The organism is Kribbella sp. NPDC004875 (assembly GCF_042873375.1).
Classification (GTDB): domain Bacteria; phylum Actinomycetota; class Actinomycetes; order Propionibacteriales; family Kribbellaceae; genus Kribbella.
On record NZ_JBIALI010000001.1, the window covers coordinates 392,777 to 417,462 of the forward strand.

The 24,686-nt window shown below is 67.4% G+C and carries 25 protein-coding genes and 3 tRNA genes; 18 read left to right on the plus strand and 10 right to left on the minus strand.

Translation table 11 applies throughout. The features are described 5' to 3' along the window. The first annotated feature begins 25 nt into the window (after positions 1 to 25). From ACFYRH_RS01865 to ACFYRH_RS01890, 6 genes are read left to right on the plus strand one after another with little or no spacing between them, the layout of a single operon-like run. Positions 26 to 1,396: an extracellular solute-binding protein gene (locus tag ACFYRH_RS01865; RefSeq protein ID WP_387766535.1), complete on the plus strand. Its 1,371-nt coding sequence runs from the start codon at positions 26 to 28 to the stop codon at positions 1,394 to 1,396. Between the two features lie 4 nt (positions 1,397 to 1,400). Next, positions 1,401 to 2,372 carry a carbohydrate ABC transporter permease gene (locus ACFYRH_RS01870; protein ID WP_387766538.1) on the plus strand — a complete coding sequence of 324 codons (972 nt, stop codon included), beginning with the start codon at positions 1,401 to 1,403 and terminating at the stop codon, positions 2,370 to 2,372. Further along, positions 2,372 to 3,202 (plus strand): carbohydrate ABC transporter permease, encoded by an 831-nt coding sequence (locus tag ACFYRH_RS01875; RefSeq protein ID WP_387766541.1) that lies wholly within the window; start codon positions 2,372 to 2,374, stop codon positions 3,200 to 3,202. The genes ACFYRH_RS01870 and ACFYRH_RS01875 overlap by 1 nt, the downstream gene beginning before the upstream one ends. Positions 3,203 to 3,204: 2 nt before the next feature. After that, the gene (locus ACFYRH_RS01880) at positions 3,205 to 4,194 is read left to right on the plus strand and encodes an ROK family protein (RefSeq protein WP_387766544.1); all 990 of its coding nucleotides are present in this window, start codon (positions 3,205 to 3,207) and stop codon (positions 4,192 to 4,194) included. Continuing rightward, entirely contained in the window at positions 4,191 to 4,808 is a 618-nt protein-coding gene (locus tag ACFYRH_RS01885) for an SIS domain-containing protein (protein ID WP_387766547.1), read from the plus strand. The genes ACFYRH_RS01880 and ACFYRH_RS01885 overlap by 4 nt, the downstream gene beginning before the upstream one ends. Beyond that, entirely contained in the window at positions 4,805 to 7,267 is a 2,463-nt protein-coding gene (locus ACFYRH_RS01890) for an alpha-mannosidase (protein ID WP_387766550.1), read from the plus strand. The genes ACFYRH_RS01885 and ACFYRH_RS01890 overlap by 4 nt, the downstream gene beginning before the upstream one ends. A 10-nt stretch (positions 7,268 to 7,277) precedes the next feature. Here the strand turns inward: ACFYRH_RS01890 and ACFYRH_RS01895 are convergent, their stop codons facing one another. Both ACFYRH_RS01895 and ACFYRH_RS01900 read right to left on the minus strand, forming a co-directional pair. Then, entirely contained in the window at positions 7,278 to 8,135 is an 858-nt protein-coding gene (locus tag ACFYRH_RS01895) for an aldolase (RefSeq protein WP_387766553.1), read from the minus strand. Further along, complete coding sequence (locus ACFYRH_RS01900; RefSeq protein WP_387766556.1) at positions 8,132 to 9,475, minus strand: L-fuculokinase; 1,344 nt, start codon at positions 9,473 to 9,475, stop codon at positions 8,132 to 8,134. The genes ACFYRH_RS01895 and ACFYRH_RS01900 overlap by 4 nt, the downstream gene beginning before the upstream one ends. A 58-nt stretch (positions 9,476 to 9,533) precedes the next feature. Here ACFYRH_RS01900 and ACFYRH_RS01905 point away from each other — a divergent pair, with 58 nt between their 5' ends. Beyond that, positions 9,534 to 10,262, plus strand: coding sequence for a polyprenol monophosphomannose synthase (locus ACFYRH_RS01905; RefSeq protein WP_387766559.1), 729 nt, complete (start codon positions 9,534 to 9,536; stop codon positions 10,260 to 10,262). 160 nt (positions 10,263 to 10,422) lie between these two features. Here the strand turns inward: ACFYRH_RS01905 and ACFYRH_RS01910 are convergent, their stop codons facing one another. After that, positions 10,423 to 10,764, minus strand: coding sequence for a metallopeptidase family protein (locus tag ACFYRH_RS01910; RefSeq protein WP_387771668.1), 342 nt, complete (start codon positions 10,762 to 10,764; stop codon positions 10,423 to 10,425). Positions 10,765 to 10,857: 93 nt separating this feature from the next. Here ACFYRH_RS01910 and ACFYRH_RS01915 point away from each other — a divergent pair. From ACFYRH_RS01915 to ACFYRH_RS01925, 3 genes are all read left to right on the plus strand, one after another. After that, positions 10,858 to 10,930: transfer RNA gene (locus ACFYRH_RS01915), tRNA-Glu, on the plus strand. Between the two features lie 60 nt (positions 10,931 to 10,990). Next, a tRNA-Asp gene (locus tag ACFYRH_RS01920) sits at positions 10,991 to 11,067 on the plus strand. Between the two features lie 46 nt (positions 11,068 to 11,113). Next, positions 11,114 to 11,186, plus strand: a tRNA-Phe gene (locus ACFYRH_RS01925). Between the two features lie 427 nt (positions 11,187 to 11,613). On the opposite strand, the gene ACFYRH_RS01930 is transcribed toward ACFYRH_RS01925, so the two are convergent. Next, entirely contained in the window at positions 11,614 to 12,462 is an 849-nt protein-coding gene (locus ACFYRH_RS01930) for a LysR family transcriptional regulator (protein ID WP_387766562.1), read from the minus strand. Positions 12,463 to 12,565: 103 nt separating this feature from the next. Here ACFYRH_RS01930 and ACFYRH_RS01935 point away from each other — a divergent pair, with 103 nt between their 5' ends. From ACFYRH_RS01935 to ACFYRH_RS01945, 3 genes are all read left to right on the plus strand, one after another. Continuing rightward, complete coding sequence (locus ACFYRH_RS01935) at positions 12,566 to 13,303, plus strand: SDR family oxidoreductase (RefSeq protein WP_387766565.1); 738 nt, start codon at positions 12,566 to 12,568, stop codon at positions 13,301 to 13,303. A gap of 352 nt (positions 13,304 to 13,655) precedes the next feature. After that, positions 13,656 to 13,943: a hypothetical protein gene (locus tag ACFYRH_RS01940; RefSeq protein WP_387766568.1), complete on the plus strand. Its 288-nt coding sequence runs from the start codon at positions 13,656 to 13,658 to the stop codon at positions 13,941 to 13,943. A 125-nt stretch (positions 13,944 to 14,068) separates the two neighbouring features. Further along, positions 14,069 to 14,590 (plus strand): nucleotidyltransferase domain-containing protein, encoded by a 522-nt coding sequence (locus tag ACFYRH_RS01945; RefSeq protein WP_387766571.1) that lies wholly within the window; start codon positions 14,069 to 14,071, stop codon positions 14,588 to 14,590. Positions 14,591 to 14,643: 53 nt separating this feature from the next. On the opposite strand, the gene ACFYRH_RS01950 is transcribed toward ACFYRH_RS01945, so the two are convergent. Then, entirely contained in the window at positions 14,644 to 14,844 is a 201-nt protein-coding gene (locus ACFYRH_RS01950; RefSeq protein WP_387766574.1) for a hypothetical protein, read from the minus strand. 254 nt (positions 14,845 to 15,098) lie between these two features. Between ACFYRH_RS01950 and ACFYRH_RS01955 the strand changes: the two genes are divergently transcribed. Both ACFYRH_RS01955 and ACFYRH_RS01960 read left to right on the plus strand, forming a co-directional pair. Further along, on the plus strand, positions 15,099 to 15,596 hold the full coding sequence (locus ACFYRH_RS01955; RefSeq protein WP_387766577.1) for a TrmO family methyltransferase: 498 nt from the start codon (positions 15,099 to 15,101) through the stop codon (positions 15,594 to 15,596). A gap of 115 nt (positions 15,597 to 15,711) precedes the next feature. Further along, positions 15,712 to 16,005, plus strand: a complete 294-nt coding sequence (locus ACFYRH_RS01960; RefSeq protein ID WP_387766580.1) for a hypothetical protein — start codon at positions 15,712 to 15,714, stop codon at positions 16,003 to 16,005. Between the two features lie 373 nt (positions 16,006 to 16,378). Here the strand turns inward: ACFYRH_RS01960 and ACFYRH_RS01965 are convergent, their stop codons facing one another. Beyond that, positions 16,379 to 17,194: a hypothetical protein gene (locus ACFYRH_RS01965; RefSeq protein ID WP_387766583.1), complete on the minus strand. Its 816-nt coding sequence runs from the start codon at positions 17,192 to 17,194 to the stop codon at positions 16,379 to 16,381. A gap of 1,037 nt (positions 17,195 to 18,231) precedes the next feature. Between ACFYRH_RS01965 and ACFYRH_RS01970 the strand changes: the two genes are divergently transcribed. After that, positions 18,232 to 19,008: a hypothetical protein gene (locus ACFYRH_RS01970; RefSeq protein WP_387766586.1), complete on the plus strand. Its 777-nt coding sequence runs from the start codon at positions 18,232 to 18,234 to the stop codon at positions 19,006 to 19,008. A 96-nt stretch (positions 19,009 to 19,104) separates the two neighbouring features. Here the strand turns inward: ACFYRH_RS01970 and ACFYRH_RS01975 are convergent, their stop codons facing one another. Together ACFYRH_RS01975 and ACFYRH_RS01980 are read right to left on the minus strand one after the other, a co-directional pair. Beyond that, positions 19,105 to 19,509, minus strand: coding sequence for a hypothetical protein (locus tag ACFYRH_RS01975; protein WP_387766589.1), 405 nt, complete (start codon positions 19,507 to 19,509; stop codon positions 19,105 to 19,107). 83 nt (positions 19,510 to 19,592) lie between these two features. Next, on the minus strand, positions 19,593 to 20,876 hold the full coding sequence (locus ACFYRH_RS01980; protein WP_387766591.1) for an alpha/beta hydrolase: 1,284 nt from the start codon (positions 20,874 to 20,876) through the stop codon (positions 19,593 to 19,595). Between the two features lie 105 nt (positions 20,877 to 20,981). On the opposite strand from ACFYRH_RS01980, the gene ACFYRH_RS01985 reads away from it, so the two are divergent. After that, a complete protein-coding gene (locus ACFYRH_RS01985; RefSeq protein ID WP_387766593.1) occupies positions 20,982 to 21,764 on the plus strand; it encodes an alpha/beta fold hydrolase in 783 nt (260 codons plus the stop codon). Positions 21,765 to 21,810: 46 nt separating this feature from the next. Beyond that, on the plus strand, positions 21,811 to 22,413 hold the full coding sequence (locus ACFYRH_RS01990; protein WP_387766595.1) for a hypothetical protein: 603 nt from the start codon (positions 21,811 to 21,813) through the stop codon (positions 22,411 to 22,413). A 4-nt stretch (positions 22,414 to 22,417) separates the two neighbouring features. Here ACFYRH_RS01990 and ACFYRH_RS01995 read toward each other — a convergent pair whose 3' ends face one another. Then, a complete protein-coding gene (locus ACFYRH_RS01995; protein ID WP_387766598.1) occupies positions 22,418 to 22,987 on the minus strand; it encodes a hypothetical protein in 570 nt (189 codons plus the stop codon). 391 nt (positions 22,988 to 23,378) lie between these two features. Then, a complete protein-coding gene (locus ACFYRH_RS02000; RefSeq protein WP_387766601.1) occupies positions 23,379 to 24,668 on the minus strand; it encodes a hypothetical protein in 1,290 nt (429 codons plus the stop codon). Positions 24,669 to 24,686 lie beyond the last annotated feature (18 nt).

A 24,686-nucleotide genomic window follows, 5' to 3' on the forward strand; every position in this document is an offset into this window, starting at 1 on the left:
CCCTTGCCGACGTTAGGAGCAACCCATGAAGCACCTGCGCGTTCCCGTGGTGCTCGCGGCCGGAGCGCTCGCTCTCACCGCCTGCGCCGGCGTCGGGAAGAAGGATGCCGGCGGCGGGAGCAGCGGCCAGAGCTCGGCGGGCTCGACCCCGACCGGAGCCCTGAAAATCATGGGTTTCAGTGGTGAGGACGAGGTCGCGCAGTCCCGGATCACCGCCTTCAAGACCGCGTTCCCAGGTGTCACGGTGCAGAACAACAAGGGTGATTTCGACGCCCAGCAGTTCCTCACCGCGGTGTCCAGCGGCAACCCGCCGGATGTCGTCTACATGGCCCGCAACCTGGTCGGGACGTACGCCGCCAAGGGTGCGATCCAGCCGCTGGACGATTGCGTCAAGAACAGTGGAATCGATACCACACAGTACTTCGCCGCCGCGCTCAACGAGGTCAAGCTGAAGGACAAGACCTACGGCATCCCCGAGTTCTACACGGTGTCGACGAACCTGATCAGCCAGCCCGCGCTGGCGTCGGCCGGCGTGCAGGTCGGTGACATCCAGACCACCGACTGGGACAAGCTCGAGGCCACCGCGAAGAAGCTCTACAAGGCGAAGAACGGCCGCCCGGCGCGGATCGGCTACGACCCGAAGATGCCGGACTTCTTCCCGCTCTGGGCGATGGCGAACGGCGCCGAGCTGGTCAAGCCCGGCGGCGAGCCGAACCTGAACGACCCGAAGGCGGTCGAGGCGCTGCAGTACACGATCAAACTGATCAACGACCAGGGCGGCTGGTCGAACTTCAAGACCTTCCGGGACACCTTCGACCTGTTCGGCGCCAAGAACCAGTTCACCAAGGACCAGCTGGCCGCGTTCCCGATCGAGAACTGGTACGTCAACGTGCTCCTGGACGCCCGGGCGAACGGGCTGAAGCTGCAGTCGACGCCGTTCACCGACCGGCAGGGGCAGCCGATCAGCACGATCGGTGGCTCGGCCTGGGTGATCCCGAAGGGTGCGAAGAACCCGGCCGCCGCCTGCGAGTGGGCGAAGACGATGACGTCGACGGACACCTGGATGAAGGCCGCGGCGGCGCGGATGCAGACCGTCGCCAAGAACAAGACGTTCTTCACCGGCTTGTTCACCGGGAACAAGGTGGCCGACGAGCAGATCAAGGCGAAGTACCTGAAGCCGAGCGGTGACGCCGGGTTCGATGCCGCGATCAAGAACTACTACGACGTGCTGGACAAGGCGAAGACGCTGAACCCGTCGCCGGCCGGCGCGGAGATCGATGCCGCCTGGAAGAGCGCCGTGGCCAAGGCGCTGGCCGGATCCGCGACCCCGCAGGCCGCTCTCGACCAGGCACAGGCCGAGGCCAAGGCCGCCTTCGACAAGGCCAGCCAGGGCTGAGCGGATGACGACCACAGTCGAGCGTCCGGTGGCGCCCGGGGAGACCGAGCCCGAGCGTCGCCGGCGGCGGCCGAAGCGCAGCCCGCTGGCCAAGCGCGAGGACCGTGCCGGACTGCTGTTCATCTCGCCGTGGGTGCTCGGGTTCCTGATCTTCACCGCGGGGCCGATGATCGCCAGTCTGGTGCTGTCGTTCACCGACTACCAGATGATCCAGGCACCGCACGCGGTCGGGCTGGACAACTACCGCGAGCTGTTCGACGACCCGCGGGTGCTCAAGTCGCTCAGCAACACCTTCGTGTACGCGGCGATGTTCGTGCCGCTCGGCATGGTCTTCGCGCTCGCGCTGGCGATGATGCTGCAGCGGGTGGGTAAGGCCGGCGGCTTCTTCCGGACCGCCTTCTACCTGCCGGAGATGACGCCCGCCGTCGCGGCCGGCGCGATGTTCCTGCTGTTGCTGAACGGGCAACAGGGGCTGATCAACAAGGTCCTCGGCTGGTTCGGGATCAACGGGCCGAACTGGACGGCCGATCCCCACTGGCTGAAACCGTCACTCGCGATCGTCAGCCTGTGGACCGTCGGCGGCACCGTCATCATCTACCTGGCCGCGCTGAACGGCGTACCCAAGCAGCTGTACGAGGCGGCCGAGCTGGACGGGGCCGGTCCGGTGACGCGGTTCTTCAGGATCACCCTGCCGATGATCTCCGGAGCGCTGTTCTTCACGGTGATCACGCACACGATCGCGGCGATGCAGATGTTCGACCAGGCCTACACGATGTTCTACGGACCGCAGCAGAAGGCGACCGCGTCCGACGAGTCCCTCGTCTACATGGTCTACCTGTTCCAGAACGCCTTCCAGTTCTTCAAGATGGGCTTCGCCTCGGCGATGGCCTGGCTGCTGTTCGTGATCATCATGCTGATCACGTTCCTGCAGGTCCGGATCGGCAACCGCTACGTGTACTACCACGGGGAGCGCTGATGACCTTCCCCTGGAGACGCTTGCCGTTCTTCGTGTTCCTGACGCTGGCGACGATCGCGTTCGTCTACCCGCTGGTGTGGCTGGTGTCGGCGTCGCTGAAGCCACGGTCACAGGTGTTCGACAACCGGCTCGTCCCGGAGATCTTCCAGCCTTCGAACTACGTCCAGGTCTGGGACACGGCTCCGGTACTGCGCTGGCTGACCAACTCGTTGACGGTGGGGTTCATGGCCGCCGCGACCGTGACGCTGTCGAGTGCGCTGGTCGCCTTCGGGTTCGCGTACTTCCGCTTCCGCGGCCGGAACATCCTGTTCGGCATCCTGCTCTCGACGATGATGCTGCCCGGTGCGGTGACGATGATCCCGGTCTACCTGATCTGGAACAAGCTCGGCATGATCGACACCCAGATCCCGCTCTGGGCGCAGAACCTGTTCGGCTCCGCGTTCTACGTCTTCCTGCTCCGGCAGTTCTTCCTCGGCATCCCGCGCGAGTTGTTCGAGGCCGCCCGGGTCGACGGCTGCAGCTACTTCGGCCTGTTCCGGCGGATCGCCTTCCCGCTCTGCAAGCCGGCCCTGGTGATCGTGTTCGTCTTCGAGTTCAAGGCGAGCTGGTCCGATCTGCTGAAACCCCTGATCTACCTGCAGACACCGGAGTACTTCACGATGCCGCGCGGCCTGAAGCAGATCATCGACGCCTTCGCACTCTCCGGGCACTACGAGTGGGAGATCGCGGTGGCGGCCAGCGTGATCGCCGTGGTGCCGATGATCATCCTGTTCGCCTTCGGTCAGCGCTACATCCTCGACGGCGTGGCCACGACCGCGCAGAAAGGCTGAGTGTGCCTCAGCAGCAGGCTGTCCTCGCCCTCGACGTCGGCGGGACCAAACTCGCCGCCGGCGTCGTCACCCCGGACGGCACCGTACGGTCGTTCCGCCAGATCGAGACCGCGGTGGACGAAGGTCCCACCGCGGTCGTCAAACGCCTGCTGGATCTCGGCGAGCAGGCGGCGACCGATGCAGGGCTGCCGGTCGGCACGCTCGGCGGGACTGGGACCGGCGGCTCTGCACTGCCGCTCGCGGCAGTCGGTGTCGGCTGCGGCGGCCCGCTCGACCCCGAGAACGGGGTGATCCTGGGGCCACCTGGATTGCCCGGTTGGGACGCGGTGCCACTCGGCCGGATGGTCGCTGAGCGGTTCGGCCTTCCCGTCCATCTCGAGAACGACGCGACCGCGGCGGCGCTCGGCGAATACCGCTGGGGTGGCTGGGGCGTGGAGAACCTCGTCTACCTCACGGTCTCCACCGGTTTCGGTGGTGGGATCGTCAGCTCGGGCCAACTGTTCCACGGCGCCGCCCGGCAGGGCGGAGAGCTGGGACACGTGGTCGTCGACTGGCAGGGTCGGCTCTGCGGCTGCGGCGCCCGCGGCTGCGCCGAGGCCTACGTGTCCGGTACGTCGATCGCGCGCCGGGCCACCGAAGCGGCGGCCGGATCGGACTCGTCGCTCGCCGGTCTGACCGTGACGGCGAAGGACGTCGCGGACCACGCGCGGGCGGGCGATCCGGTCGCGCGCGCCGTCTGGGACGAGACGACCGCGATGCTCGGCCGGATGGTCGCCGTACTGATCAACGTCTGCGAGCCGCAACTCGTCGTGCTGGGTGGCGGAGTGACTCGGGCCGGGGCGCAACTCCTCGGTCCGGTGCGAGAAGCCGCGCTGCGGCAGGCGATGCCGCCGGCGGCGCGGGCGTGTGACGTCGTACTCAGCAGGCATGGTGACGCGGTCGGCGTGCTAGGTGCGGCAGCGATCGCCTACGAGCGCCTGGAGGCGTCATGATCACCGAACTCCACGGACTGCTCGACGGTCAACTGGACCGGCACTCGGAGGTGGCGGCCGCGATGCGGTCACAACTCCCCCAGGTGCAGGCCGTCGCGGACGAACTGATCCGGCGGCTGGCATCCGGCGGCGTGCTGTACACCTTCGGCAACGGCGGATCCGCGGCCGACGCGCAGCACCTCGCCGGTGAACTGATCGGCCGCTATCTGCGCGAACGCCGGCCACTCCCCGCGGTCGCGCTGATCGGTGACGCCGCGGTGGTCAGCTGTATCGCCAACGACTACACGTACGACGACGTGTTCGCCCGGCAGGTGACGGCGCTCGTCCGTCCACAGGACATGGTCGTCGGCTTCAGCACGTCCGGGACCTCACCAACCGTGGTCAAGGGTCTCGCGGCGGCGCGGGCCAACGGCGCCTGCTCCGTCGCGTTCACCTCGCTCCGTGGCAAGGACCTCGCGGCCGATGCCGACCTCGCGATCGTAGTACCGGCCGAGGAAACCGCACGTATCCAGGAGATGCACGTTCTCGCTCTCCATCTCGTCAGCGAACTCGTCGACCGGTGGGCGTTCGACACACCCGCCGGAACATCCTCCGACCCCGGGGAGCATCCATGACCCATCGCGGTCCGCTGCACATGATCGGCAACGCCCACATCGACGCGGTGTGGCTCTGGCAGTGGCAGGAGGGCTACCAGGAGGCCAGGGCGACGTTCCGCTCGGCCCTGGATCGAATGGACGAGTACCCGGACTACGTCTTCACCGCCGACTCGGTCGCGTACTTCGCCTGGATCGACGAGCACGATCCGGGGCTGTTCGAGCGCATCCGCAAGCGCGTCGCCGAGGGTCGCTTCGAGATCGTCGGCGGCTGGTGGGTGGAGCCGGACTGCAACATCCCGGGTGGTGAGGCGTTCGCCCGGCACGCGCTCTACTCGCAGCGCTGGCTCGCGGAGCACCTGGGCGTGATCGCGACCGTCGGGTGCAACGTCGACCCGTTCGGTCACAACGCCACGCTCCCCCAACTGCTCAGCAAGTCGCGGCTGGATTCGTATGCGTTCCTCCGGCCGCAGGCGCACGAGCGGGAGCTACCCGGCCAGAAGTTCTGGTGGCAGTCCCCGGACGGCTCTCGCGTACTGGCCTACCGGATCCCACACGAGTACTGCTCGCCCGGCGGCGAGATCTCCGGCCACGTCACCAAGGCGCTGCAACAGTTGCCAGTGACAACCGAACCGCTGATGGTCTTCTACGGCGTCGGCAACCACGGCGGTGGTCCGACGATCGAGAACATCGAGTCGATCAAACGACTCGCCGAGCGGGATCTGTACCCGGAGATGTTCCCGTCGACGATGCGCCGGTTCTTCGACGAGGCCCGTTCCTTCGACGGCATCCCGGTCCATCCGACCGAGCTGCAACCGCACGCGATCGGCTGCTACGCCGCCCATTCCGGCGTGAAACGGCAGAACCGGCTGGCCGAGCAGGCGTTGCTCGCGGCCGAGAAGTGGACAACGATCGCCGCCCACGTCGCCGGTCTCCCGGACGCGACCGCAGAGCTCGGCCACGCCTGGAAACAGGTGCTTTTCAACCAGTTCCACGACATCGCCGCGGGGACGGCGATCGAGCCGGCGTACGACGACGCGCGCGATCAGCTCGGCGAGGCGAAAGCGATCGCCGCCCGGCTGGCGAACCGGTCGATCCAGTCGATCGCCCGGCAGGTCGACATCCCGGCGGAGTCCTCGATGGTGCCGGTCGTGGTGTTCAATCCGCACGCCTGGCCGGTAACCGCGACGGTGGAACTCGAGCTCGGCTATCCGGCCCCGCTGCGCGGAGCGATCGAGCTCCGTGAAGGCCTCGACGGCCGGGTCCTCGACGTGCAGGAGATCCGATCGGCGGCGACCGCGAACGGGCGGCGCCGGATCGCGTTCACGGCCGGCGTCCCACCGCTCGGGTACCAGCTGTTCACGATGCGGCCGGGCGAAGCGACGTACCATCTGGGTGCGCCGGCCGACGACCGGATGACGCTCGACAACGGCCTGGTGCAGGCAGAGGTCGATCCGGCAACCGGCTGGCTGCGCTCGCTGGCGACAGCGGACGGGCCCAACCTGCTCGCTTCCGGAGTCCCGCATGCGCAGGTGATCGATGACGACACCGACACCTGGAGCCATGGCGTGCGTTCGCTGTGGAAAACCACGGGCGTTTTCGCGGTCACGCGGGTGCGACGGCTCGCCGACGGTCCGGTGCGCCAGTTGATCCGGGTGGAGTCGACGTACGGGGACTCGCGGCTGGTCGAGGAGTTCGTGCTGGACGCTGGCTCGGATGCCGTCGAGGTCCGCGTGACGGTGGACTGGCGGGAACGTCTGAAAGCGCTGAAGCTCTGCTTCCCCTTCGCGGTGCCGCAGTCGGTCGCGACACACGAGATCCCGTACGGCCATCTCGTCCGCGAGCAGAACCGCGAGGAGGTCCCCTCTCACGCGTGGGTCGACGTCTCCGGAGCGAACGGCGGCGTGGCCGTGCTCAACGACGGAAAGTACTCGTTCGCGGTCGACGGTACGACGAGCGGCCGGTCCGTGCTCGCGATGACGGCAGTGCGCTCCCCCGTCTACGCCTGGCACGATCCGCGGCAGCTGGACGAGGACGGCGTGTACGAGTACCTGGATCAGGGGATTCAGCACTTCACCTACCGGTTGCTCCCGCACGACCAGGACTGGCGGTCGGCCGCCGTGGTGCGCCGCGCCGCCGAGCTCAACCAGCGGGTGACACCGCTGATCGAGTGCTTCCACGCCGGTCCGTTGCCGCCGGCGCAGTCCTATCTGACGGTGACCGGCTCCGACACCGTGGTCGTCTCGGTCCTCAAACGAGCCGAGGACAACGACGGCGCCACGATCCTCCGCGCCTACGAAACCGCGGGCCGACCCGCCGAGGTCACGATCACCGTCCTGGGCCGCTCCTTCGACACGGTCGTCAACCCGCACGAAATCAAGACATTCCGGCTCCCGGCCGACGTCGGCACTCCACCGACCGAGGTCGACCTCCTCGAATGGGACCCCACCAAGCCCCCGCCCCTGAACAAGATTCCCTGACGAGGGGATCTCAGCTGGTGGCTTTGCGCCAGGGCCTGGCGTGCTCGTGGACGATGTCTGCGATCAGCGCGAGGCGGTCGCGGCAGGTGGTCGCCAGAGATCCGGCCGGGTCGGCTGCGTCGAGGGCGGGGGTCCAGAGGGCGCGGCCGGCGAGGGTGCCGGAGGCGCCGCCGCGGCAGGCCAGCTCGACTGCGCGAGGGAAGTCGTCGCGGGCCACGCCGTTGGACAGCACGACCCAAGGGACAGGCAGCAGCGCGGAAAGCTGCCGGCAGGTGGCCACGATGCCGTCCGGATCGCCCGTTCCGCGGCTCGGGACCTGCGCTTTGTACAGGTCCGGGCGGACCGGACCGAGGGCCTCGGCCGCCTCGAGGATCGCGGTGTCCAGATCGAAGTGTTGCTCTCCGTCGACGGGTTGCGCGACCGGCTCCAGTACCGAGAGCAGTCCGGCGGCGGCGCAGCGTCGTACGAACTCTTCGGCCATCTCGAGCCGTCGGGTCTGCTGACCGTCCCGTTTCCAGATGACCAGGAGTTTCAGCGCGACCGCGCCGGCATCGCGACCGCGCTGAGGGTCGACGGTCTCGTCCAGGTGTGTGTCGGTCACCGGGCCGCCGCGATCCTGGACCAGTGCGTCGACCGCCAGAATCCAGGGTCGCCCGGGCGGTGCGTCGTACCCCTGGTCGATCAGGAAGCCGGAGGCCAGCGGGGCGAGATGCTCGGCGACGGCGGCCTTGAAGGACCGGATCGCCGCCGGGTCGTCAGGCCGGCCGCGGTCGGCGAGCATCGTGCGCAGACTCTCGCGCTGATCCATGGCCACCATGGCGAAGGTGCCGTCGGGGTACGCGAGGGCGTCAAGCGTCGGAGAGCTCACCCGAGCAGTTTATGGAATCGATGCCAGAATGCGCCATCCCATGTCGCGGCCAACTGTGGATCGATCTCGAAAGCCCTTGCCCGCAAAGGTTCCGCGGGCTCTCCCGTCACCACCTCGGTTGCCATCAACGCTGCCCCTTCGGCGGCGGTCGCCGCACCGGACAGTACGGCGAAATCCCGCCCACCGGACGCGAGCGCCTTCCGCTCCATCCATCCACTGAGCCGTACCGGGCCGCCGAACGCGACCGTGCTGCGCCACCCGATCCCGAGGAGCCGCGTCTGCTCCTCCGCCATCCAGCGCGCGTGGAGACTGAGCGCGTCCACCAGCGCCCGCATCTCCTCGGCCGGATCGTCGACCAGCCGCGTCACGTCGTACGTCGATGTCGGATCAGGCGCCGGCGCCTGACGGCCTTGCGGATAGGGAGCGATCACGCTCTCACTCGGCGTACCGACCGGCGAGAGTACGTCGTTCAGCCACGAGTAGGACTGCCCGAGTACGGCGAGGCGCTGCTCGACCAGCCCGCCTGCTGCACCGTTCCCGGAGACCGCGCACCCGTGCAGCCCGTCGACGTACCAGCCCATGCTGATGCCCTGCCGTCGGAGCGCGTCGTCCAGTACCAGGCCCGAACTCGGGGTGATGATCGCCTCCGCCGTACCGAGCGAGTCCGCGACCTGACCGGGCTCCCGAACGCCGGCAGCCCATGCACCAACCAGATGGTCGTGACCGCACAGCACGACGGGTACGCCGTCCGGCGTGGTCCCGGCGACCGTCATCGGATCGACCACGGGAGGCAAGCGGTCCAGACCGCCGTACTCGAGTAGTTCCTCGTCCCAGACCCGGTTCCGCAGGTCCAGAACGCCGAGCCGCTGGGCGTGGGTCAGATGCATCGCGTAGCCGCCGGTGAGCGCGGCCAGCGCCAGATCGGGCGCGCCGGCCCACAACCGCGTCCGCGCGAGCAGCTCGGGATGCGTGTCTCGCAGCCACCGCCAGGTCACAACTGGCAGCTTCGCGCTCAGCCTGAGACCTGTCCGCCCGTAGAACGCCGCCGCGCCCAGCTCTGACGCGAGCTGCCGAGCCTGCTCCACACCCGGCTGGTCACGCCAGGTGATCAGCTCGGTCAGCGGCTGCAACTCCTGATCAAGCGGTACGCCGGTCTCGGCCATCGCGGTGATCCCGATAGCATCGATGCGCTGTCCCTCCGACAGCTCCGCGACCAACCGCCGTACGGCGTGCTGCAAGGCTTCCGCATCGTCCGGCGTACGGACCGAACGGACCGGCCCGTCGGGAACTCGGCACACCTTCAGGTTCGTCGTACCGACATCGACACCAAGCGCTATCACCTGCACGACCCTAAACCGGCGATGCGATAGCGTCCGGTGTCTCCGACGAAGGAAAGTCATGGGTGAGTTAGCGAAAATCGTGGTCGTCGTACCGACCTACAACGAGCGGGAGAACCTGCCCGTGCTGGCCGGGCTGCTGTCCGACCTGAACCTGCCCGGCCTGGAGCTTCTCGTCGTCGACGACAACTCCCCCGACGGCACGGGCGACCTCGCCGACGAACTGGCGAAGGAGTCACCGGAGAAGGTCGGCGTACTGCACCGGACCGTCAAGGACGGCCTCGGCCGCGCGTACGTCGCCGGCATCACCCGAGCGCTCGACGAGGGTGCCGACATCGTCATCCAGATGGACGCCGACCTGTCGCACCCCGCCTCGGTGATCCCGACCATGGTCGGGATCCTGCGGACCACCGACGCCGGTGTCGTGATCGGCTCCCGGTACGTACCCGGCGGCTCCGCCGCGGCCGAGTGGGGCTGGCACCGGCGAGCGCTGTCCGCCTGGGCGAACTTCTACGTGAACGCGATCCTGCGGCTGCACGTCAAGGACGCCACCGCCGGGTTCAAGGCGTGGAAGGCGGACACCCTGCGCTGGATCGACGTCGCGTCGATCGCCAGCAACGGGTACTCGTTCCAGGTTGAGATGAACTACCGGACGGTCAAGCGCGGCGTGAAGATCGCCGAGACGCCGATCCGCTTCGAGGAGCGCACCGAGGGTGTCTCCAAGATGAGCCTGAAGGTGCAGCTCGAGTCGGCGCTGATGCCGTGGAAGCTGCTGCTCAACCGGTCCTGAACCGAGGTTTCCGCGGTACGGCAGAGGCGTCCGCCGTACCGCGGATTTCGCCTGCCCGGGTCCGGTCGGCTGGGGCTCTGTCGGCTCGGGTCCGGTCGGCTCGGGTCCGGTCGGCTCGGGTCCGGTCGGCTCGGGTCCGGTCGGCTCGGGTTCGGTCGGCTCATCCGTAGCCGAGTTCGTGCAGGCGGGCGTCGTCGATGCCGAAGTGGTGCGCGATCTCGTGCACGACCGTGATGTTCACCTCATCTACGACGTCGTCGACGGTCGCGCAGATCTTCAGGGTCGGGTTGCGGTAGATCGTGATCCGGTCCGGCAGCACGCCGCCGTAGTAGTGCCCGCGCTCGGTCAGCGGGATGCCCTCGTAGATCCCGAGCAGCTCCGGCTCGCCCGCCGGCGGCTCGTCCTCGACGAACACCGCCACGTTGTCGATCAGCGCCGCCAGCTCCTCCGGCACCTCGTCCAGCGCCTGCGCGACCAGCTCCTCGAAGGCGGTCCGGCTCATCTCGATCACCCCGCCAGTATCTCGTTTTGGAAGCTGGCGCGGCGTCCTCTATGCTTACGGCTGTCCCTGGAGCTTCGGCTCCCGCGGGTCCGAGTCCCCATCGTCTAGTGGCCTAGGACGCTGCCCTTTCAAGGCGGTAACGCGGGTTCGAATCCCGTTGGGGATACGGCCGAAAGGCCGGTGCAAGAAGAGGCTCGAAGATGCTGTAGGATCATCGAGTCATTGAGGCCCAGTGGCGCAGTTGGTTAGCGTGCCGCCCTGTCACGGCGGAGGTCGCGGGTTCGAGTCCCGTCTGGGTCGCCAGGAGAAGGCGGCGGTGTCAAAAACACCGCCGCCGAATTTTCTCCCCGGTCAGGTAGCTCAGCTGGTAGAGCGTCCGCCTGAAAAGCGGAAGGTCGGCGGTTCGAGACCGCCCCTGACCACCCTTCTGACCTTCACATTTGCGTCGGAAACGATCCGAATCACCCACCTACTGCAGTAACGACGTTGCTGCAGTAGACCTCAGGTGAAGGTTTCCTGCAGCCGCCCGGGGAGTCTCTTGCGGTGACGCGTGCCACAGGTCATCCGGTCTCCTTCAACGTGCGGTGCGGTCCGCGAGCTTGGCGCTCTCGACTCGAAGATCCTCGACGCAAGTTTCCTCAGCGACCAAGCCCGGCGCCTCATACACAGCCGCTCGCTGCGCGACGTCATCAGGCGCCTCACGTTCCGGATGGCGGCATGTCCGGACGCTGCGTCCCCGCTTCAACGGCACTGCGTCAATCGCTGCGATAAGGCGCTGGCTGTCGAGGTGAACGGCACAACCGGCGCGCTTCACCGGTTGTAAGACCGATTCGCGTACGACGCAACCTCTCACAAGTTCGCTGCGGTGCGTACCAACGCCGCTACACCGTCGGAGGTGCTGTGGGGCGGCCACGCGATGACGGTCGTAACCTGCGGCGCGTCGGACAGGGGCACGATGGCGAGCCCGTCGTGGAGGTTGGTGCGCGCCGACTCCGGCAGCATGATCGCCGCGCGTCCCAGCCGCACAAGTTGCAGAATCTGCGTCAGGTCGCGCATTTCGGGGCCCGGCCCGTCGGGGTAAGTCCCATCCAGGTGTGGCCAGCGCGGCATGGGAAGGCCCGCGATCGAGGTCGCCTCGGCGAGGGTCATCGAGGCTTGCGTGCTCGCCGGGTGACCGGACGGCAGGATCAGGACCTGGTCCTCGACCGCAAGCGTGTCGACGTCGAATCCGCTGGTGTCGTCGAAAGGTCGGTGCAGAATCGCGACGTCGGCGCGTCCGTCGCGCAGCATCGCGGCTTGGTGTCCGGGTGGGCTCAGCACCACCTCGACGTCGACGGCATCGGGTTCGACTGCAAAGGCGTCGAGCAGTTTGGCCATCAGCTCGCTGGACGCACCGGCTTTGGCCGTGAGCACCACGGTGCCCGGGCCCGGGCTTGTCCGAATGGTCCGGCGGGTGCGCCGCTCAGCCGCCTCGACCGCGGCGAGAGCTGCCCTCCCCTCTCTCAGAAGGGTCTGGCCGGCGGTTGTGAGCGTCACGCCCCGCGGCCCACGGATGAACAGCTCGGCCCCGAGGCGCCGCTCCAGTCTCGCAATGGCTCGCGACAGCGGTGGTTGCGCCATACCCAGCCGCTCGGCGGCCCGGCCTACGTGCGACTCTTCGGCGACGGTCACGAAGTAGCGCAGCTCCCGGGTTTCCACGCCGTGATCGTACGCCGTTGACCTGCCCTCATACCCGTGCGGTATCGGCCTCCACCGGATCGGTGTTGGAAGCCGGCCACTGCCCGAGCACAAGATCAAAGGCATGACAGCAAACAGCACCGAGAAGAAGCCGACCGCCCTGGTCACCGGCGCCAACAAGGGCATCGGCTACGAGATAGCCGCCGGCCTCGCGCGGCTTGGGTTCCGCGTCGGCGTCGGCGCCCGCGACACTGGTCGCCGCGAAGAGGCCGTGGAAAAGCTCCGCGCCGGCGGGCTGGACGTGTTCGGCGTACCGCTGGACGTGACCGAGGACCTGAGCGTCGCCGGCGCGGCGGCTCAGCTCGAGGAGCTCGGTGGGCTCGACGTCCTGGTCAACAACGCCGCCATCACCGGCGGGATGCCACAGGAGCCGACGAAGGTCAGCGCCGAGCAGGTCCTCGCGGTCGTCAACACGAACGTCGTCGGCGTTATCAGGGTCACCAACGCGATGTTGCCCATGTTGCGCCGTTCCTCCTCGCCGCGCATCGTCAACGTCTCGAGCACCGTCGGCTCACTCACCCTGCAGACGGCACAGGCCGAGGCCATCGGGCCGATCTCGGGGGCCTACTCGCCGACCAAGTCCTACCTCAACGCCATCACGATCCAATACGCCAAGGAGCTGGTCGGCACTGGCATCTTGGTCAACGCAGGATGCCCGGGCTTCGTCGCGACCGACCTCAACGGTCACCGGGGGACCCGTACGCCCGAGCAGGGCGCCGCGATCTTTCTCGAGCTGGCGACCCTGCCCGATGATGGACCGAGCGGCACGTTCCGCGACGACACCGGCATCCAGCCCTGGTGAGTTGGCGGACCAGCCGGACACGCGGCCGAAAGACGCACCTCGCGAACGACCGGATCGCGACTTGTCCGGACGCGAATTGAGGCATCCTCATTACCGTGAGCAGCTTGCTGGAACGGTATCGGGAGCGTCGGGAGCGAGCCCGGCGGCTCCGGCACCTGGGCTTCTGTGCGGAGTGTCGTCATCCGTGGTGTGAGCATCCCGGCACTGGGAACGACTTCGAAGGTATGTGCGGCGAGTGTGCTTACGAGTTTGAGCACGACCAGCGCGAGTCCCCCGCGCCGGGATGCCGGCTCGCCTGCCCGCCACTGGATTAGGTGCACTCGTCGCGGCAAGTGCGTGCGATTATCGCTCGGTGGGTTGGGTTCAGGTCGAGGCGATGCGATGGGTCGACGAGGACTCGTTTCCGCGTGTGCTCGAAGTTCGCCTCACGGATGTGGAAGGCAAGGCACACCTTCTGGTCGACAAGGAGCCGGTCCTCAGCGCCGGCGACGTTGCCGTCCCCGGACATCTGGACATCGACTGCTCTATCGGCCGAGTTGATGGGGACCGTGTAACGGTCACCCTCGAGCACGGGGTCATGACTGCATCTGATCGATCCACGTTCGTGGTCTCGCGCAGCCTGGTCACGTTCGCCGCCTGAGATCTGCCCGCGGATCGCGGCAAATCGTGCATCGCTGCCCGGCTCCGCGGCCACGCAGACTTCCAGCTCCGGCCACGGGGCGCGGCTGCAGTAACGGAGTTTGCCAGACGTGAAAGTCTGAGCGCGTGACGGAATACGCTATGCCGCCAGAAGCGGCGAGCACGTTGATAACGGCCCTGCAGGAGCACGGAGTCGCAGCCTGCGTCGGCGGAGGTTGGGCTGTCGATGCGCTGGTAGGGAAACAAACTCGGGAACATCTAGATCTCGACATCTGGGTAGACGCGGTTGACTTCGAAGGTCTCGTCGCAGCCTTCGCCGACCAAGGAGTCGATCGGCTCTACCCCTGGCCCGGCGACCGTCCGTGGAACTTCGTCCTGCATGACGGCCACAGCCGTCGCGTAGATCTCCACCTCTACGAGACTCTGAGCGGTGACCGACTTCACTATGGCAGTCTCAACGCGCCGTTCATGTTCACCCACGAGGATCTCTCGGGTGAGGGTGAGATTGCCGGCGTATTGGTTAAGTGCGAACGTCCTGAGTTCGCCTTGCAGAACCACACCGGCTACGAGCTGCGTGAGATCGACCGGCACGATGTCGCGGTGCTCTGCGAGCGCTTCGGACTCCAGCCGCCAGACGACCTCCGCTAGAACACCTGGCCGGTGCGCCCTCATCGGCTAGATCCGGACGAGTGCTGTAGTCCTCAGTCTCTCAGGTGCTTCTTGTCGGTCCGCTCCGGTTGCAGTGAGTTGGTCGGCGCCGGACACTCGAGCTTCTTCCATGCGCGCTGGAAGTCGTCGCTTGTGAACCGGCTCGGGATCCAGGCTTGGACAGCCTTGACGACCTGGGTCAGGCCGACGTCGCCAGCGCCAACGACGTTGCGCACGCGCTCCTTGATGATCACGTTGCCGCCACCCTGGCTTCCCCTATGTTCCGGCCATTGCAGGCCAAGGGCTGGAACGTAGGGGAAGCGGTGAGCGGCAGGTGTAGCAGTTGGTGTAGCAACATAGGGCTACTGCTAGGCCGAGCCCGCCAAGCCGTCCGCGACATGCGCTCCAGCCTCTCCGTCTACCGGGCCAAAGGCATCCGCTCCGTCGCCGAACTAGACACCCGAGCCTCCAGATACCTCGCCGCCGTCGACCGCTGACAAGGGACCCAATGACCGACCAGTCGATCACTCTCCACCCCGTCGCCCACGTCATCGGCGGCCGAACCGAACCAACCGACGACTACTGGGGCGGCACCAAGGCGATCATCCGGATCGACGACCCACGACTCGGCCCCGACTCCACCAAAGGCCTCGAAGACTTCTCCCACATCGAGGTCGTCTTCTACTTCCACCTCACCGACCAATCCGACCTCCATCTAGGCGCTCGCTCAGCCCGTAACAACCCCAATTGGCCGGAAGCCGGCGTCTTCGCCCACCGCAACATGCGTCGCCTCAACTGGCTAGGCGTCTCCCGCTGCCGCCTCCTAAGAGTCGACGGCCTAGACCTTCACGTAGAAGACCTGGACGCCGTAGACGGCAGCCCGGTCCTAGACATCAAACCCTGGTTCACCGAGTTCGCCCCCCGAGGCCCCATCCATCAGCCCACCTGGCCCACCGAGATGCTCACCAACTACTTCGCCCCCCAGGATGAGGCAACCGGTCGCTAACGCGCTCTGGCCGCGGCCCGGGCCGAAAGTCCCCTTCCGCAGAACGACTCGCCACGTGGGCAGTGGCGTGTAGGTACGCGACCAGACGGGCCACGCGGTCAGCCTGCGTCCTCACATGGAGAAGGCGGTCGAGCAGGCCGCCGTACGCATCGACTTCGCCGGCCTGACCTGCGAAACATTCCTCGGCGCACTCGAGGAGCCGATCGACCGTATCCGGCGCGGTCGCCTCACCCCGCAGTCGATCAACTCCGCATGCTGCTGCCGGACCTCAATCAGCCGATCGATCCGAGAACTCGGAGAGCTGGGACTCGTGCCGAAGGTCGAGGTGGAAACACGTCTGGTCGCAGGTCTTCCGATGATGTTTAAGCTCTACGCGCTGAACGATGAAGAGATTAGTCGCTCCAGGTAGCCGTCGAACTGAAAAGCGGAGGTCGGCGGTTCGAGACGGCCCCTGACCACCTTTCTGACCTGCGAATTTACTCCATCAACGCAGGCGCGAACCTGTGAACTGCAGCAATAGCTGTAGCAGTCGCCACCTCGGGGTAGGCACCTGAGGGGATTCACGTTGTCAGCAGGGACGATCGACTTCGGTGCTCGACCATGGGCCATCGCGGTTGGGATCGCACCGGACACGAAGTTGGCCGACACCGTCCGCCGGCCACGTGGTGCGATCATCAACCCGGAGAGCTGCCTTCGCGACGAGCGCCGGAGAGGCCGGGCGTGCAGGTCGAGACGGAGACGACGGATTCGGATGGACGGCCGATCCTCGTGTATGGCCGACGCTAGGTCCGACGGCGCGCGCCGGGAGGTCCGTCGAGTGGCGGCCGACGATGGCGGAAGATGGTCCGGAGTCGGTCGACGTCCACTTCCGGAAGTTCGGCCTCGATGAGGGTGAAGGTTTCCTCGACGAGTTCGGCGAGGCTGTGCGCTGCAGCACGTGGCTCGACGGTGAAGACCTGCCGCAGCCTCTCGCCGAGATCGACAGGTGCGACGGCGAGCGTGTCGCTGAGGTGCGCGAGCCACTTGGGCTTGGGCCCGTACCTTCGGTTGAGCGCGAGGAGCATCGTGAGCAGTTGCTGGCTGGCCGAGCTGAGCAGACCGGCGAACAGAACGGGATTGCGGCGGTCGACGAGCATCTCCCACCGCCAGAAGTGGTCGATGACGCCCGCCGACTCGACCACCGCAACCGCGAGTTTCCGGGGATAACTCGTCGCGCGCATTTTCCATCCGTCGATCAGTTCGGCGCCGTGGAACGCGATCCCGTCAACCAGCCCGTCGGCGACATTTAGCCCTACCGGATCAGGAGAATGCGCAACCAGAACGCTGTCGAGCAGCTGCTCGGTCGACTCGGTCAGCGTGTGAACCACCTCGACGAGGAGCCCTTCCGGGCCAGGCGCTCCGAGGTACAGGTCGTCGCACCACACCTGCTCCTCCTCGTCGTACCCGAAGAGCCGGCTGTCCAGGGCTCCACCGGACGCAGCCAGGTCTGAGCGGTCGAAGTCCTCCGGTGGCGTCTGCCAGAACACGCCGATCTCGACATCCGACCAGCGATCGGCGGTCCCGCGCGCGGTCGAGCCACTCAGCAGGACAGCCTGCACGGCAGGCTCACCTGCGTACGCACGCAGCAGCGGCCGAACCATCTCCCGCCGCCAGCGTGCCGATGCCGATACAGACACAACGGCCCCCAGACGTCGAACTTCACTGCACCATCCCAAAGCCGCACCTGAGCGGCAATCCAATAATCGGGGAGGGCCTGGGGACGAGAATTCCCACCGCGCAGGAACGTGTCCCGGCTGTCCTGGCTGTCCCGGCAGGTGCTGCGACCTGCGGTTTTGCCTTCGGGGAGCGGGACACGAGCTGTCCCGGCTGTCCCGGCGATAGGTCAACTGATAGGACGGCCAGCGGGGGTGTACAGCGCCGCCCGGCGGACTTGACGTGCTGGCCAGGAGTGACAGAGAACCCGCATTGCTGGCCGTCGGAGGCCGGGATAATGCGAGAGATGAGGTGTGATGCGCGAGCCGTTCCAGATCCGCTCGGCCAAGGATGAGCACCCTTGTACCGTCCCCGACCTCGGCGCTACCGGCGAGACCTGGGACTGCCCGGACTGCGACTCCCGCTGGGTGGCCGATGAAAGCCGGCTCCCAAGTCGAGGCGTCGTCGGCTATTGGCGGCGCTTGACCTGATGCCCGTCAGCACCCAACTCGCCCCCACATGTTTCCACCTTTCTCACCTGCGGTTTCTTGTTCTGGGAACCGCCGAGCCTCCCGCTGGTTCAGCAACGTCTCCGGTAGCCATCTCATCAAGCGTCTTCCGCTGGTACAGGTCTGCGTTCGGGCTTGGGGTCGTCGGGCTCGAACGAAGCCCATCAACGGGGCCGTCTTGTGGGAGCGCAAGGTGACGGGACTGGCTCGGTCAGCGCATCAAACCTCGCTGCTTGAGGGGCCTAGAAGGGAAGTGAATACTCGGCCACATGGCGGGAAAGGTGTGGTTGGGGGTGGTGCTGGTGCTCGCTCTCGGAGGGTGTGGGTCCGAGGCCGCGCCGGGCTCTGCGCCTAGTAGTACGCCGGCCCCTCGGCCGGCGTGGAAGACACCGAGCGGTGATCTGGTGCCGCAGGCTCCGCCCACACAAGCGTTTGTGGAGCGCGCGGGAGTCGTGGCGCGGGTCGTGCGGGCGGCGGGGATTCCGGCGCCGGTGACCGGGATCTTCTTGTACTCGACGCGGACGCCGGGGCTCGGGTTCGACACCTCGCAGCAGAAGATCTCGTGGTTGTCCGGGCGGGTTGCCTTCGCGGACGGGGTCCAGTTCGCGGAAGGTGGTACGACGCGAGTCGATTTCGCGGATGGGTCGAACGAGACGATGCCGGTGCTCGAAGCTCAGCAAGCTCTGACCGAGGCGATCGGGCCGCCGAACGACATGTGCGAGAGGATGCCGAGCTGCGAAACGCTCACGATCACCGGCGGCTCGTTGACGACGACGGACGTGGAGACCAGCCATGGACGGGCGACCGTGCCGGCTTGGTCCTTCACGGTGCGAGGCCTGTCGAGACCTGTTGTCGCCGTCGCAGTCCCTGCGGGCGTGCTCAAGTCGCTGCAGTGGCCCGACCCGCTACCCGGTCTCGCCCGGCTCGAGCAGGGTCTGCTCCGCGTCGGCGTTCTCGACTGGGTCGACGGCAGGACCCTCAGTTTCGAGTTGAGCCACGGACTCCATGAGACCGACCTACGAGCCCACGTCGTCGAGTACGACGATTTGGTGGTCATCGGCGGCAGTCACGGTCCATTGCTCCCTGGCGTTGCGGACGTCGGGATGACATCGACCGCGGTCGTCACCCTCAGCAAGCCGCTCGGCGACCGGCCCGTCATCGCCGCGGACACCGGCATACGTCTCACGCCGTACCCGTACCTCAGAAAGTGATGAAGGTGAGGGCTCGGGTTTGGTCGGTGAAGGGGGTTCGTCGGGGGCGATCAACGGCAACGCCGCAGCCACAGGTGGATGGCCGGCCGTATCGGGTCAGAAGTACCAGAAGTTGTACATGTGGTGGCCGTTGGCTGCCGCGTGGCGCGCGACGATGGCTAGTCCCTGGACGACGTACTCGCCGTGCGACGCCGCTGCCGCTGACAGCGTCTCAGTATCCGCGACCGCCAGCGCATGGGTGAGCGTGTCGGTGACCGTCACGAGGCCGGCCTCCACGCCGCCGGAGCCCTCATCGAGGATCTCAGTGATCTGGACGCAGTGCCTGGGGTCCGCCGCAATCTTCTGGCTGTCCCGGCCGGTGAGGAGCGCTTCCAACTCGGCCAGTGCCTCGGGCCGGAGTCCATCGTCATTGTGGACAGGAGGACTCTCCAGCCAGTCCCCGAGCTCCGCGATCGCGGTCTCGTCGTCCGGCGCCGCGAAGACTATGTTCATCTCTCCCACGAACCCAGATTATCTTCGGAAGTACAGGAAGCCGCCAGGTCTTTCGCCCCGCTCATCGCGGCCCGCGGACAGAACGGCCTGGCCTAGGCGCGGGGGGATGTCGGGGTGGTGAGTTCGGTGACCAGCCAGGGGAATGTGGAGGCGAAGGCGGGGGCGGCGAACTGCCAGGTGTGTGTGCCTGGGTTGATCTCGACGCGGGACCGGATTCCGACCTTCGCCGCCGCCTCGGAGAGTTGTCGCGCTTCCCGCTGATGGCGGGGTTCGTCGGCGCTGGTGAGGAACACGCCGCTGACGTTCGAGTAATGCCCGTGTGCCTGCATGACGGAGAGTGCCTCGTTGGCACGCCGAGCTGCGACGCTTCCGCCGTACAGGTCCTGCAAGGTCTGTGCACGAGTGCCCGTGTACGGCACGAGGTCGCCGGAGATGTCGACGAAGTGGTTGAACACGTTCGGGTACTTGACGACCAGATCGATCGAGCACGTGCCGCCCATCGAGAACCCGGCGACCGCCCACTGCCGCGGATTCCGGGAGGCGCCGAAGGTCTTCTGCACGTACGCCGGGAGGTCGCGGGCCAGGTGGTCGGCGGCATTTCCCTTCGGGCCGTTCACGCACTCGGTGTCGTTGCTGAAGTGGCCCGTCGCATCGGCGAACACGAGGATCGGCGCGTAGCCACCGTGCAGCCGCGCGTAACTGTCGGCTACCTGTACGGCGTTCGCGAGTCGTACCCAGTCGCCCGGGCCACCGCGCTGGCCGCCGATCATCTCCACGACCGGCAGGACCGGACGGCGATGGCCGACGAACCAGATCGGCGGCAGGTACACGAGTTCCTGCCGGTGGACGAAGTGGCTGTACGTCGCCGGCACGGTCACCGCGACGAGCTTCCCGGCCTCCGGAACTCTCGCGGCGCCAGCAGCGCGAACTGCGCTCGGAAGCGTGGTCTGACCCGGCAGCGGGGCGTGAGTCCAATCGTCGATCGCGGCGCCGAGCGTCGGGTAGTAGCCGACGAACTGGTTGATCCCGTTAGCGCACACGAACGCGGCGAGCGCCGCGGCGAGCAGCGCCGTACCGCGTCTCCACCACCGCGCGCTGCGCCACCCGGCCACCAGTACGAGCAACGCGCCGGCTGCCGCTCCCAGCCAGAACCACACCGCGAAGGGCAACGGATCCACCTGCCGCATCGCCCGTGCGCCCGGATACGCCGCCAGCAGGGCCAGGAGCACGGCAGCAACAACCACGACCGGTAGCACCCGCCACCGCCACCGGTGGTCCCGCCAGCCGACGGCAAGCAGCAGCGCACCGGCCGCGACGACCTGCACCGTCACCGGGAACCAGCCGCCGAGCAGCGAGATGTTCCTCCAACCGCCCACAATTCGAACGTAGCTCTCTCGCCCCAACGGGCGTGGCTCAATGGGCTTCTCGGCGGGAGTCCGGGGTCGTACCGTCGAGAGGAGAGTTGTTCGGGGGAGGTTGTCATGCGGGAGGCCTGGGAGATCTTTGGTGCGGGCCCGGCAGACGCGGAGCGGGGAGTTCTGCTGTTGCCGGGTGGGGCCAACGCGGCGCGGTCGTTCGATCTGGTGATGGGCGACGAGGCGTTGGCCGGTGTTCGGCTGGTGGCTACTACGTTGCCGGGGATGGCAGGGGCGCCGTTGGTCGGTGATGCGTCGATTCCGGCCTTGGCGCGGCAGGCGTGTCAGGTGGCCAAGGAACACGGTTGTGACGTGGTCGTTGGGTTCTCCCACGGTGCGACGGTGGCGATGGAGATGCTGCTGTCCGGTGAGTTCCAGGGGCCGGTCGTGCTGCTCGGGATCAGCCTGACGACCGCTGACGAGGCCGCTTTCTTCCGAGGCGTGGTGCGGGCGTCGGAGAAGGTCGGCAGCTGGCCGATGGCCCTGCTGCTGCGGGGCTTGCCGCTGATGGCCCGGTCATCCAAGACGCCCGATGCGCACAAGCGGGATCTCATCCAGGACCTCAAGGCGAACCGGGCCGGCGATTCGGTCCGGACGTGCAGCAAGTACCTCGACTACATCGACGCCGATCGGGACTACGCCGGCCTGCTGGCCGCGTCCGGCCGGCCGGTGTGGGTGGTCCACGCCGAGAAAGGGGACGGCGGGCTCACAGACGCCGAGCGCGCCACCCTCGAAGCGGCGCCGAACGTCACGTTGGTCACGATCCCGGGATCGGTGTTTCTGCTCCCCGACGAGGCGCCCCGACAGACGGCTGCCGCGATCGCCGCCGCCGTCTCACAAGCCGCCTGACCGGTCAGGCCGTCGTGAACCGGTGGACTGGCTAGCCTGCCGAGTTATGGAGAATTCGTTCACCCCGCCGCCACCGAAGCCGATCACGCCGCAGGACCGGGAGTTCGTCGCGGGAGTGGAACGCTGGGCGCCGCGAGCGGTGCTCGAGACGGTGGCCGAGCAGTTCGCGCCGCCGAGCCTACCGCCGGCCGAGCTGCTGCACCGGATGGAAGCGGCAGCGCCTGGCGAACGCCTGCGCACCGCGATCGAGGCGAACATGAACGGCAGCCGGCATTTCGACCGGATCCCGGAGCCCGAACGATCCGCAACCGCCGAGCAAGCCAGTCTGAAAGCGGCCCGCAGAATCGACTCCAGCATCACCATCGAATCCGAGGGATCCACCGGTCGGCTCAGCCAACTGGCCGGCAAAGGGCTCGAGCGGCTCATGCGCGGTTCGTACCGCACTGTGGCTCAGGCAGCGTCGCACGAGGCCGCCGAAGCGCTGAGCGGCACGTTGGTCTGGTGGCACTTCCACCAGATGCAGGAAACGCAACGGCACGCCGGTGGCGTCGCGCCGGCCGCCGCGGCCGCCAACGGCAAGCCGGCTACCGCGCCCGCCGCCAAGTCGCCCCAGCGAGACACCGACCGCGGCCTCGGCGCGCGCGACTGACCGATCACGGCCGGAAAGCCCCGAAGACCAGCCTGCTGAGGAGGGTCGCCAGGAGCAGCGCCACGAGACCCGTGAGCGCAACAACGGACACGACACAGGCGACGGTCTTCAAGACGCTCAGGCGGCGGGTCAGGTGGATGAAGCCGTCACTGAGGATTGCCACCGTCGCCAGGGTCGTGAAGGCGACCGCAGCAACCGCGCGCACGAGGTAATGGTGTCCACCCAAGGTCGCGGTGGCGGTCAACTTCGACGCGTGATCCAGCCACCCACCGAGCGAGTACATCCAGATCACCGTGGCCAGGTCGGCCGCCATCAAGAACCACAGGATGAACGACTGCCGACCGCGCGCTCGGGTGCCAGGACGGCGGCTGAGCAGCACCGGCGCCAGGTACCGGCCGGTGGTGCCCGCCCTGCTGCGCGTGGGCGCGCGACGAGCAGTGGTGGCGGTACTGCGAGTTGGCCCGCGCCCCGCGGCGAGATCCGCACCGTGGCGGGTGGCGCGCGCACCGCCGTACCCCTCACGCGTCGGATAGATTCTCGCTCGGCGGCGGTTGGCTCGAGAGACGACGGTCATGCTCGCTCCTCGTGTGGACGGTCGGCGCGTGTTCTATTACGCGATGACCTGTGCACACAGGGCGAACAACGGTGCCGCAGCGGCACCACCGACTGACTAGTGCCACGTCAAGAAACCTTTCGGTTGTCAGGCCCCTTGGCGTCCCTGACAGCGACGACCTCAGTCGGCTCTACACGCGCCGTCGTGGCGCCGTTTTAGTGGTTCACCTCAGAAATGGTCCGTTCCCACGCGGCATGCCAACTGCTCAGGGACAACATCAGGGGTGAACCGCTCGAATGCCTGGCCTGGGTGCCTGGCCTGGGTGCCTGGCCTGGGTGCCTGGCCGGGGTGATGGCTGGGGAAACCCTCGAGGGTCGGATAACCGGGGGACGCGCTGAGCTGATGGACGAACTCAACGTTTCTTGTCACGGCACTGGCCGACAGCCAGTTCAGCAGTCAGGAGAGAGCCGGCCGCGGATGTGCTGGCGAACCATGGATGGGTCGCGGTGCCCTCGAGGAACTGCGCGATGTCCAGGGGAGCCGGACCACCCGAGAAGAGCGGCTCGGCACCAGGGCCGAACGCTTGCAGGAGCCGATTGAGGCGTTGCTTCCGTGGCCGGCTGCTGCGCGCGAGCCGCGACTCGGCCACCGCCCGCCGCCACTCGCTCAGCACCAGTTGAGCCCTTCGCAGCCGCAGCACTTCGCCGTCCGACCTAGCCGGCGCCGTATCGCTGTCAGCGTCGAAGACATCCGCCCGCAGATGCTCGACCGAAGCCCCACGCAGCGGCACAACCTCTGTAAACACAGGCTCATCGGTATCCGAGCGAAGCGTCAACAGCACCGGCTCCTGCGTCTCGCCCGAGCGCCGATCGACAAGCCGCACCAGCAACCGATCCGCGACCACAGCCGACGGCCTCGGGGCATACGCCGGTACGACAACCCGCACCGCCGCTCCTCGCTCCGCTCCGATCAGGCGTACGCCGGACCCCGCGATCCGCGCACGCAACTGCCGAGGATCCACCCCGTCAGGAACCGGCAGCGGCGCCTGCGAGGGAACCGTGAAACCCCCGACCGGTACGGCGGCCCGCAGCCTCTCCCACGCCGTCTGAACAGCCGCCAACGCGGCATCCGGCCCGTCCACCTCCCGAGCCAACGCGGCGTACCCAACGGTCAACCGGGACAGTCCCGCACCAAGGGCCCGAGGCAACGATCTGTCCGCGAGATCGTTCAGACAAGACACGACCTCGCCAGCGGACCGGCGCGCGAGGACGATCGCACGATCGACGAGGGTACGCCGAAGTTCGCCGCCCGCAAGCGTTCTCGCGGCCTGCGCAAGGACGATCGCCCGCTCCGCATCCAGCAACCCCTGCCGTAGCGGCACCTGCAACCACCAGTCCAGCGCCTCGACGACCGCGAGCCGCAACCACGCACCCGCCCCACCACAATCAACAGGTACGTCGCCCGTCGCCGCGCCCGCCGCCAACAGGCGATCCACTTCCCGCACCGCGGGAGCGCCGAGGATCGTCTCGAGGAGATCCCGGTCCGCGTCGGCCCAGCGCCGTACCTCGACCGCATGCCAGGCCGAAGGATCGGCCAGGTCGATCTCGGCCGTCACTCCGGGCGCCAGATCGACGGTCCGCACGAGATCCGCGGGAGCCGGCTTCACCAGACGCACTGTGGGCGCGGCCAGAAGGGCGATCATCAGGTCGGGGCCCTCCTT

Excerpts from the sequence above, each read along its gene's own strand:
- ACFYRH_RS01875 (WP_387766541.1), top strand. The coding sequence starts at position 2,372 with ATGACCTTCCCCTGGAGACGCTTGCCGTTCTTCGTGTTCCTGACGCTG.
- ACFYRH_RS01905 (WP_387766559.1), top strand. The coding sequence starts at position 9,534 with ATGGGTGAGTTAGCGAAAATCGTGGTCGTCGTACCGACCTACAACGAG.
- ACFYRH_RS01885 (WP_387766547.1), top strand. The coding sequence starts at position 4,191 with ATGATCACCGAACTCCACGGACTGCTCGACGGTCAACTGGACCGGCAC.
- ACFYRH_RS01985 (WP_387766593.1), top strand. The coding sequence starts at position 20,982 with ATGCGGGAGGCCTGGGAGATCTTTGGTGCGGGCCCGGCAGACGCGGAG.
- ACFYRH_RS02000 (WP_387766601.1), bottom strand. The coding sequence starts at position 24,668 with ATGATCGCCCTTCTGGCCGCGCCCACAGTGCGTCTGGTGAAGCCGGCT.
- ACFYRH_RS01935 (WP_387766565.1), top strand. The coding sequence starts at position 12,566 with ATGACAGCAAACAGCACCGAGAAGAAGCCGACCGCCCTGGTCACCGGC.
- ACFYRH_RS01910 (WP_387771668.1), bottom strand. The coding sequence starts at position 10,764 with ATGAGCCGGACCGCCTTCGAGGAGCTGGTCGCGCAGGCGCTGGACGAG.
- ACFYRH_RS01960 (WP_387766580.1), top strand. The coding sequence starts at position 15,712 with ATGGAGAAGGCGGTCGAGCAGGCCGCCGTACGCATCGACTTCGCCGGC.
- ACFYRH_RS01995 (WP_387766598.1), bottom strand. The coding sequence starts at position 22,987 with ATGACCGTCGTCTCTCGAGCCAACCGCCGCCGAGCGAGAATCTATCCG.
- ACFYRH_RS01890 (WP_387766550.1), top strand. The coding sequence starts at position 4,805 with ATGACCCATCGCGGTCCGCTGCACATGATCGGCAACGCCCACATCGAC.
- ACFYRH_RS01870 (WP_387766538.1), top strand. The coding sequence starts at position 1,401 with ATGACGACCACAGTCGAGCGTCCGGTGGCGCCCGGGGAGACCGAGCCC.
- ACFYRH_RS01990 (WP_387766595.1), top strand. The coding sequence starts at position 21,811 with ATGGAGAATTCGTTCACCCCGCCGCCACCGAAGCCGATCACGCCGCAG.
- ACFYRH_RS01865 (WP_387766535.1), top strand. The coding sequence starts at position 26 with ATGAAGCACCTGCGCGTTCCCGTGGTGCTCGCGGCCGGAGCGCTCGCT.
- ACFYRH_RS01955 (WP_387766577.1), top strand. The coding sequence starts at position 15,099 with ATGACCGACCAGTCGATCACTCTCCACCCCGTCGCCCACGTCATCGGC.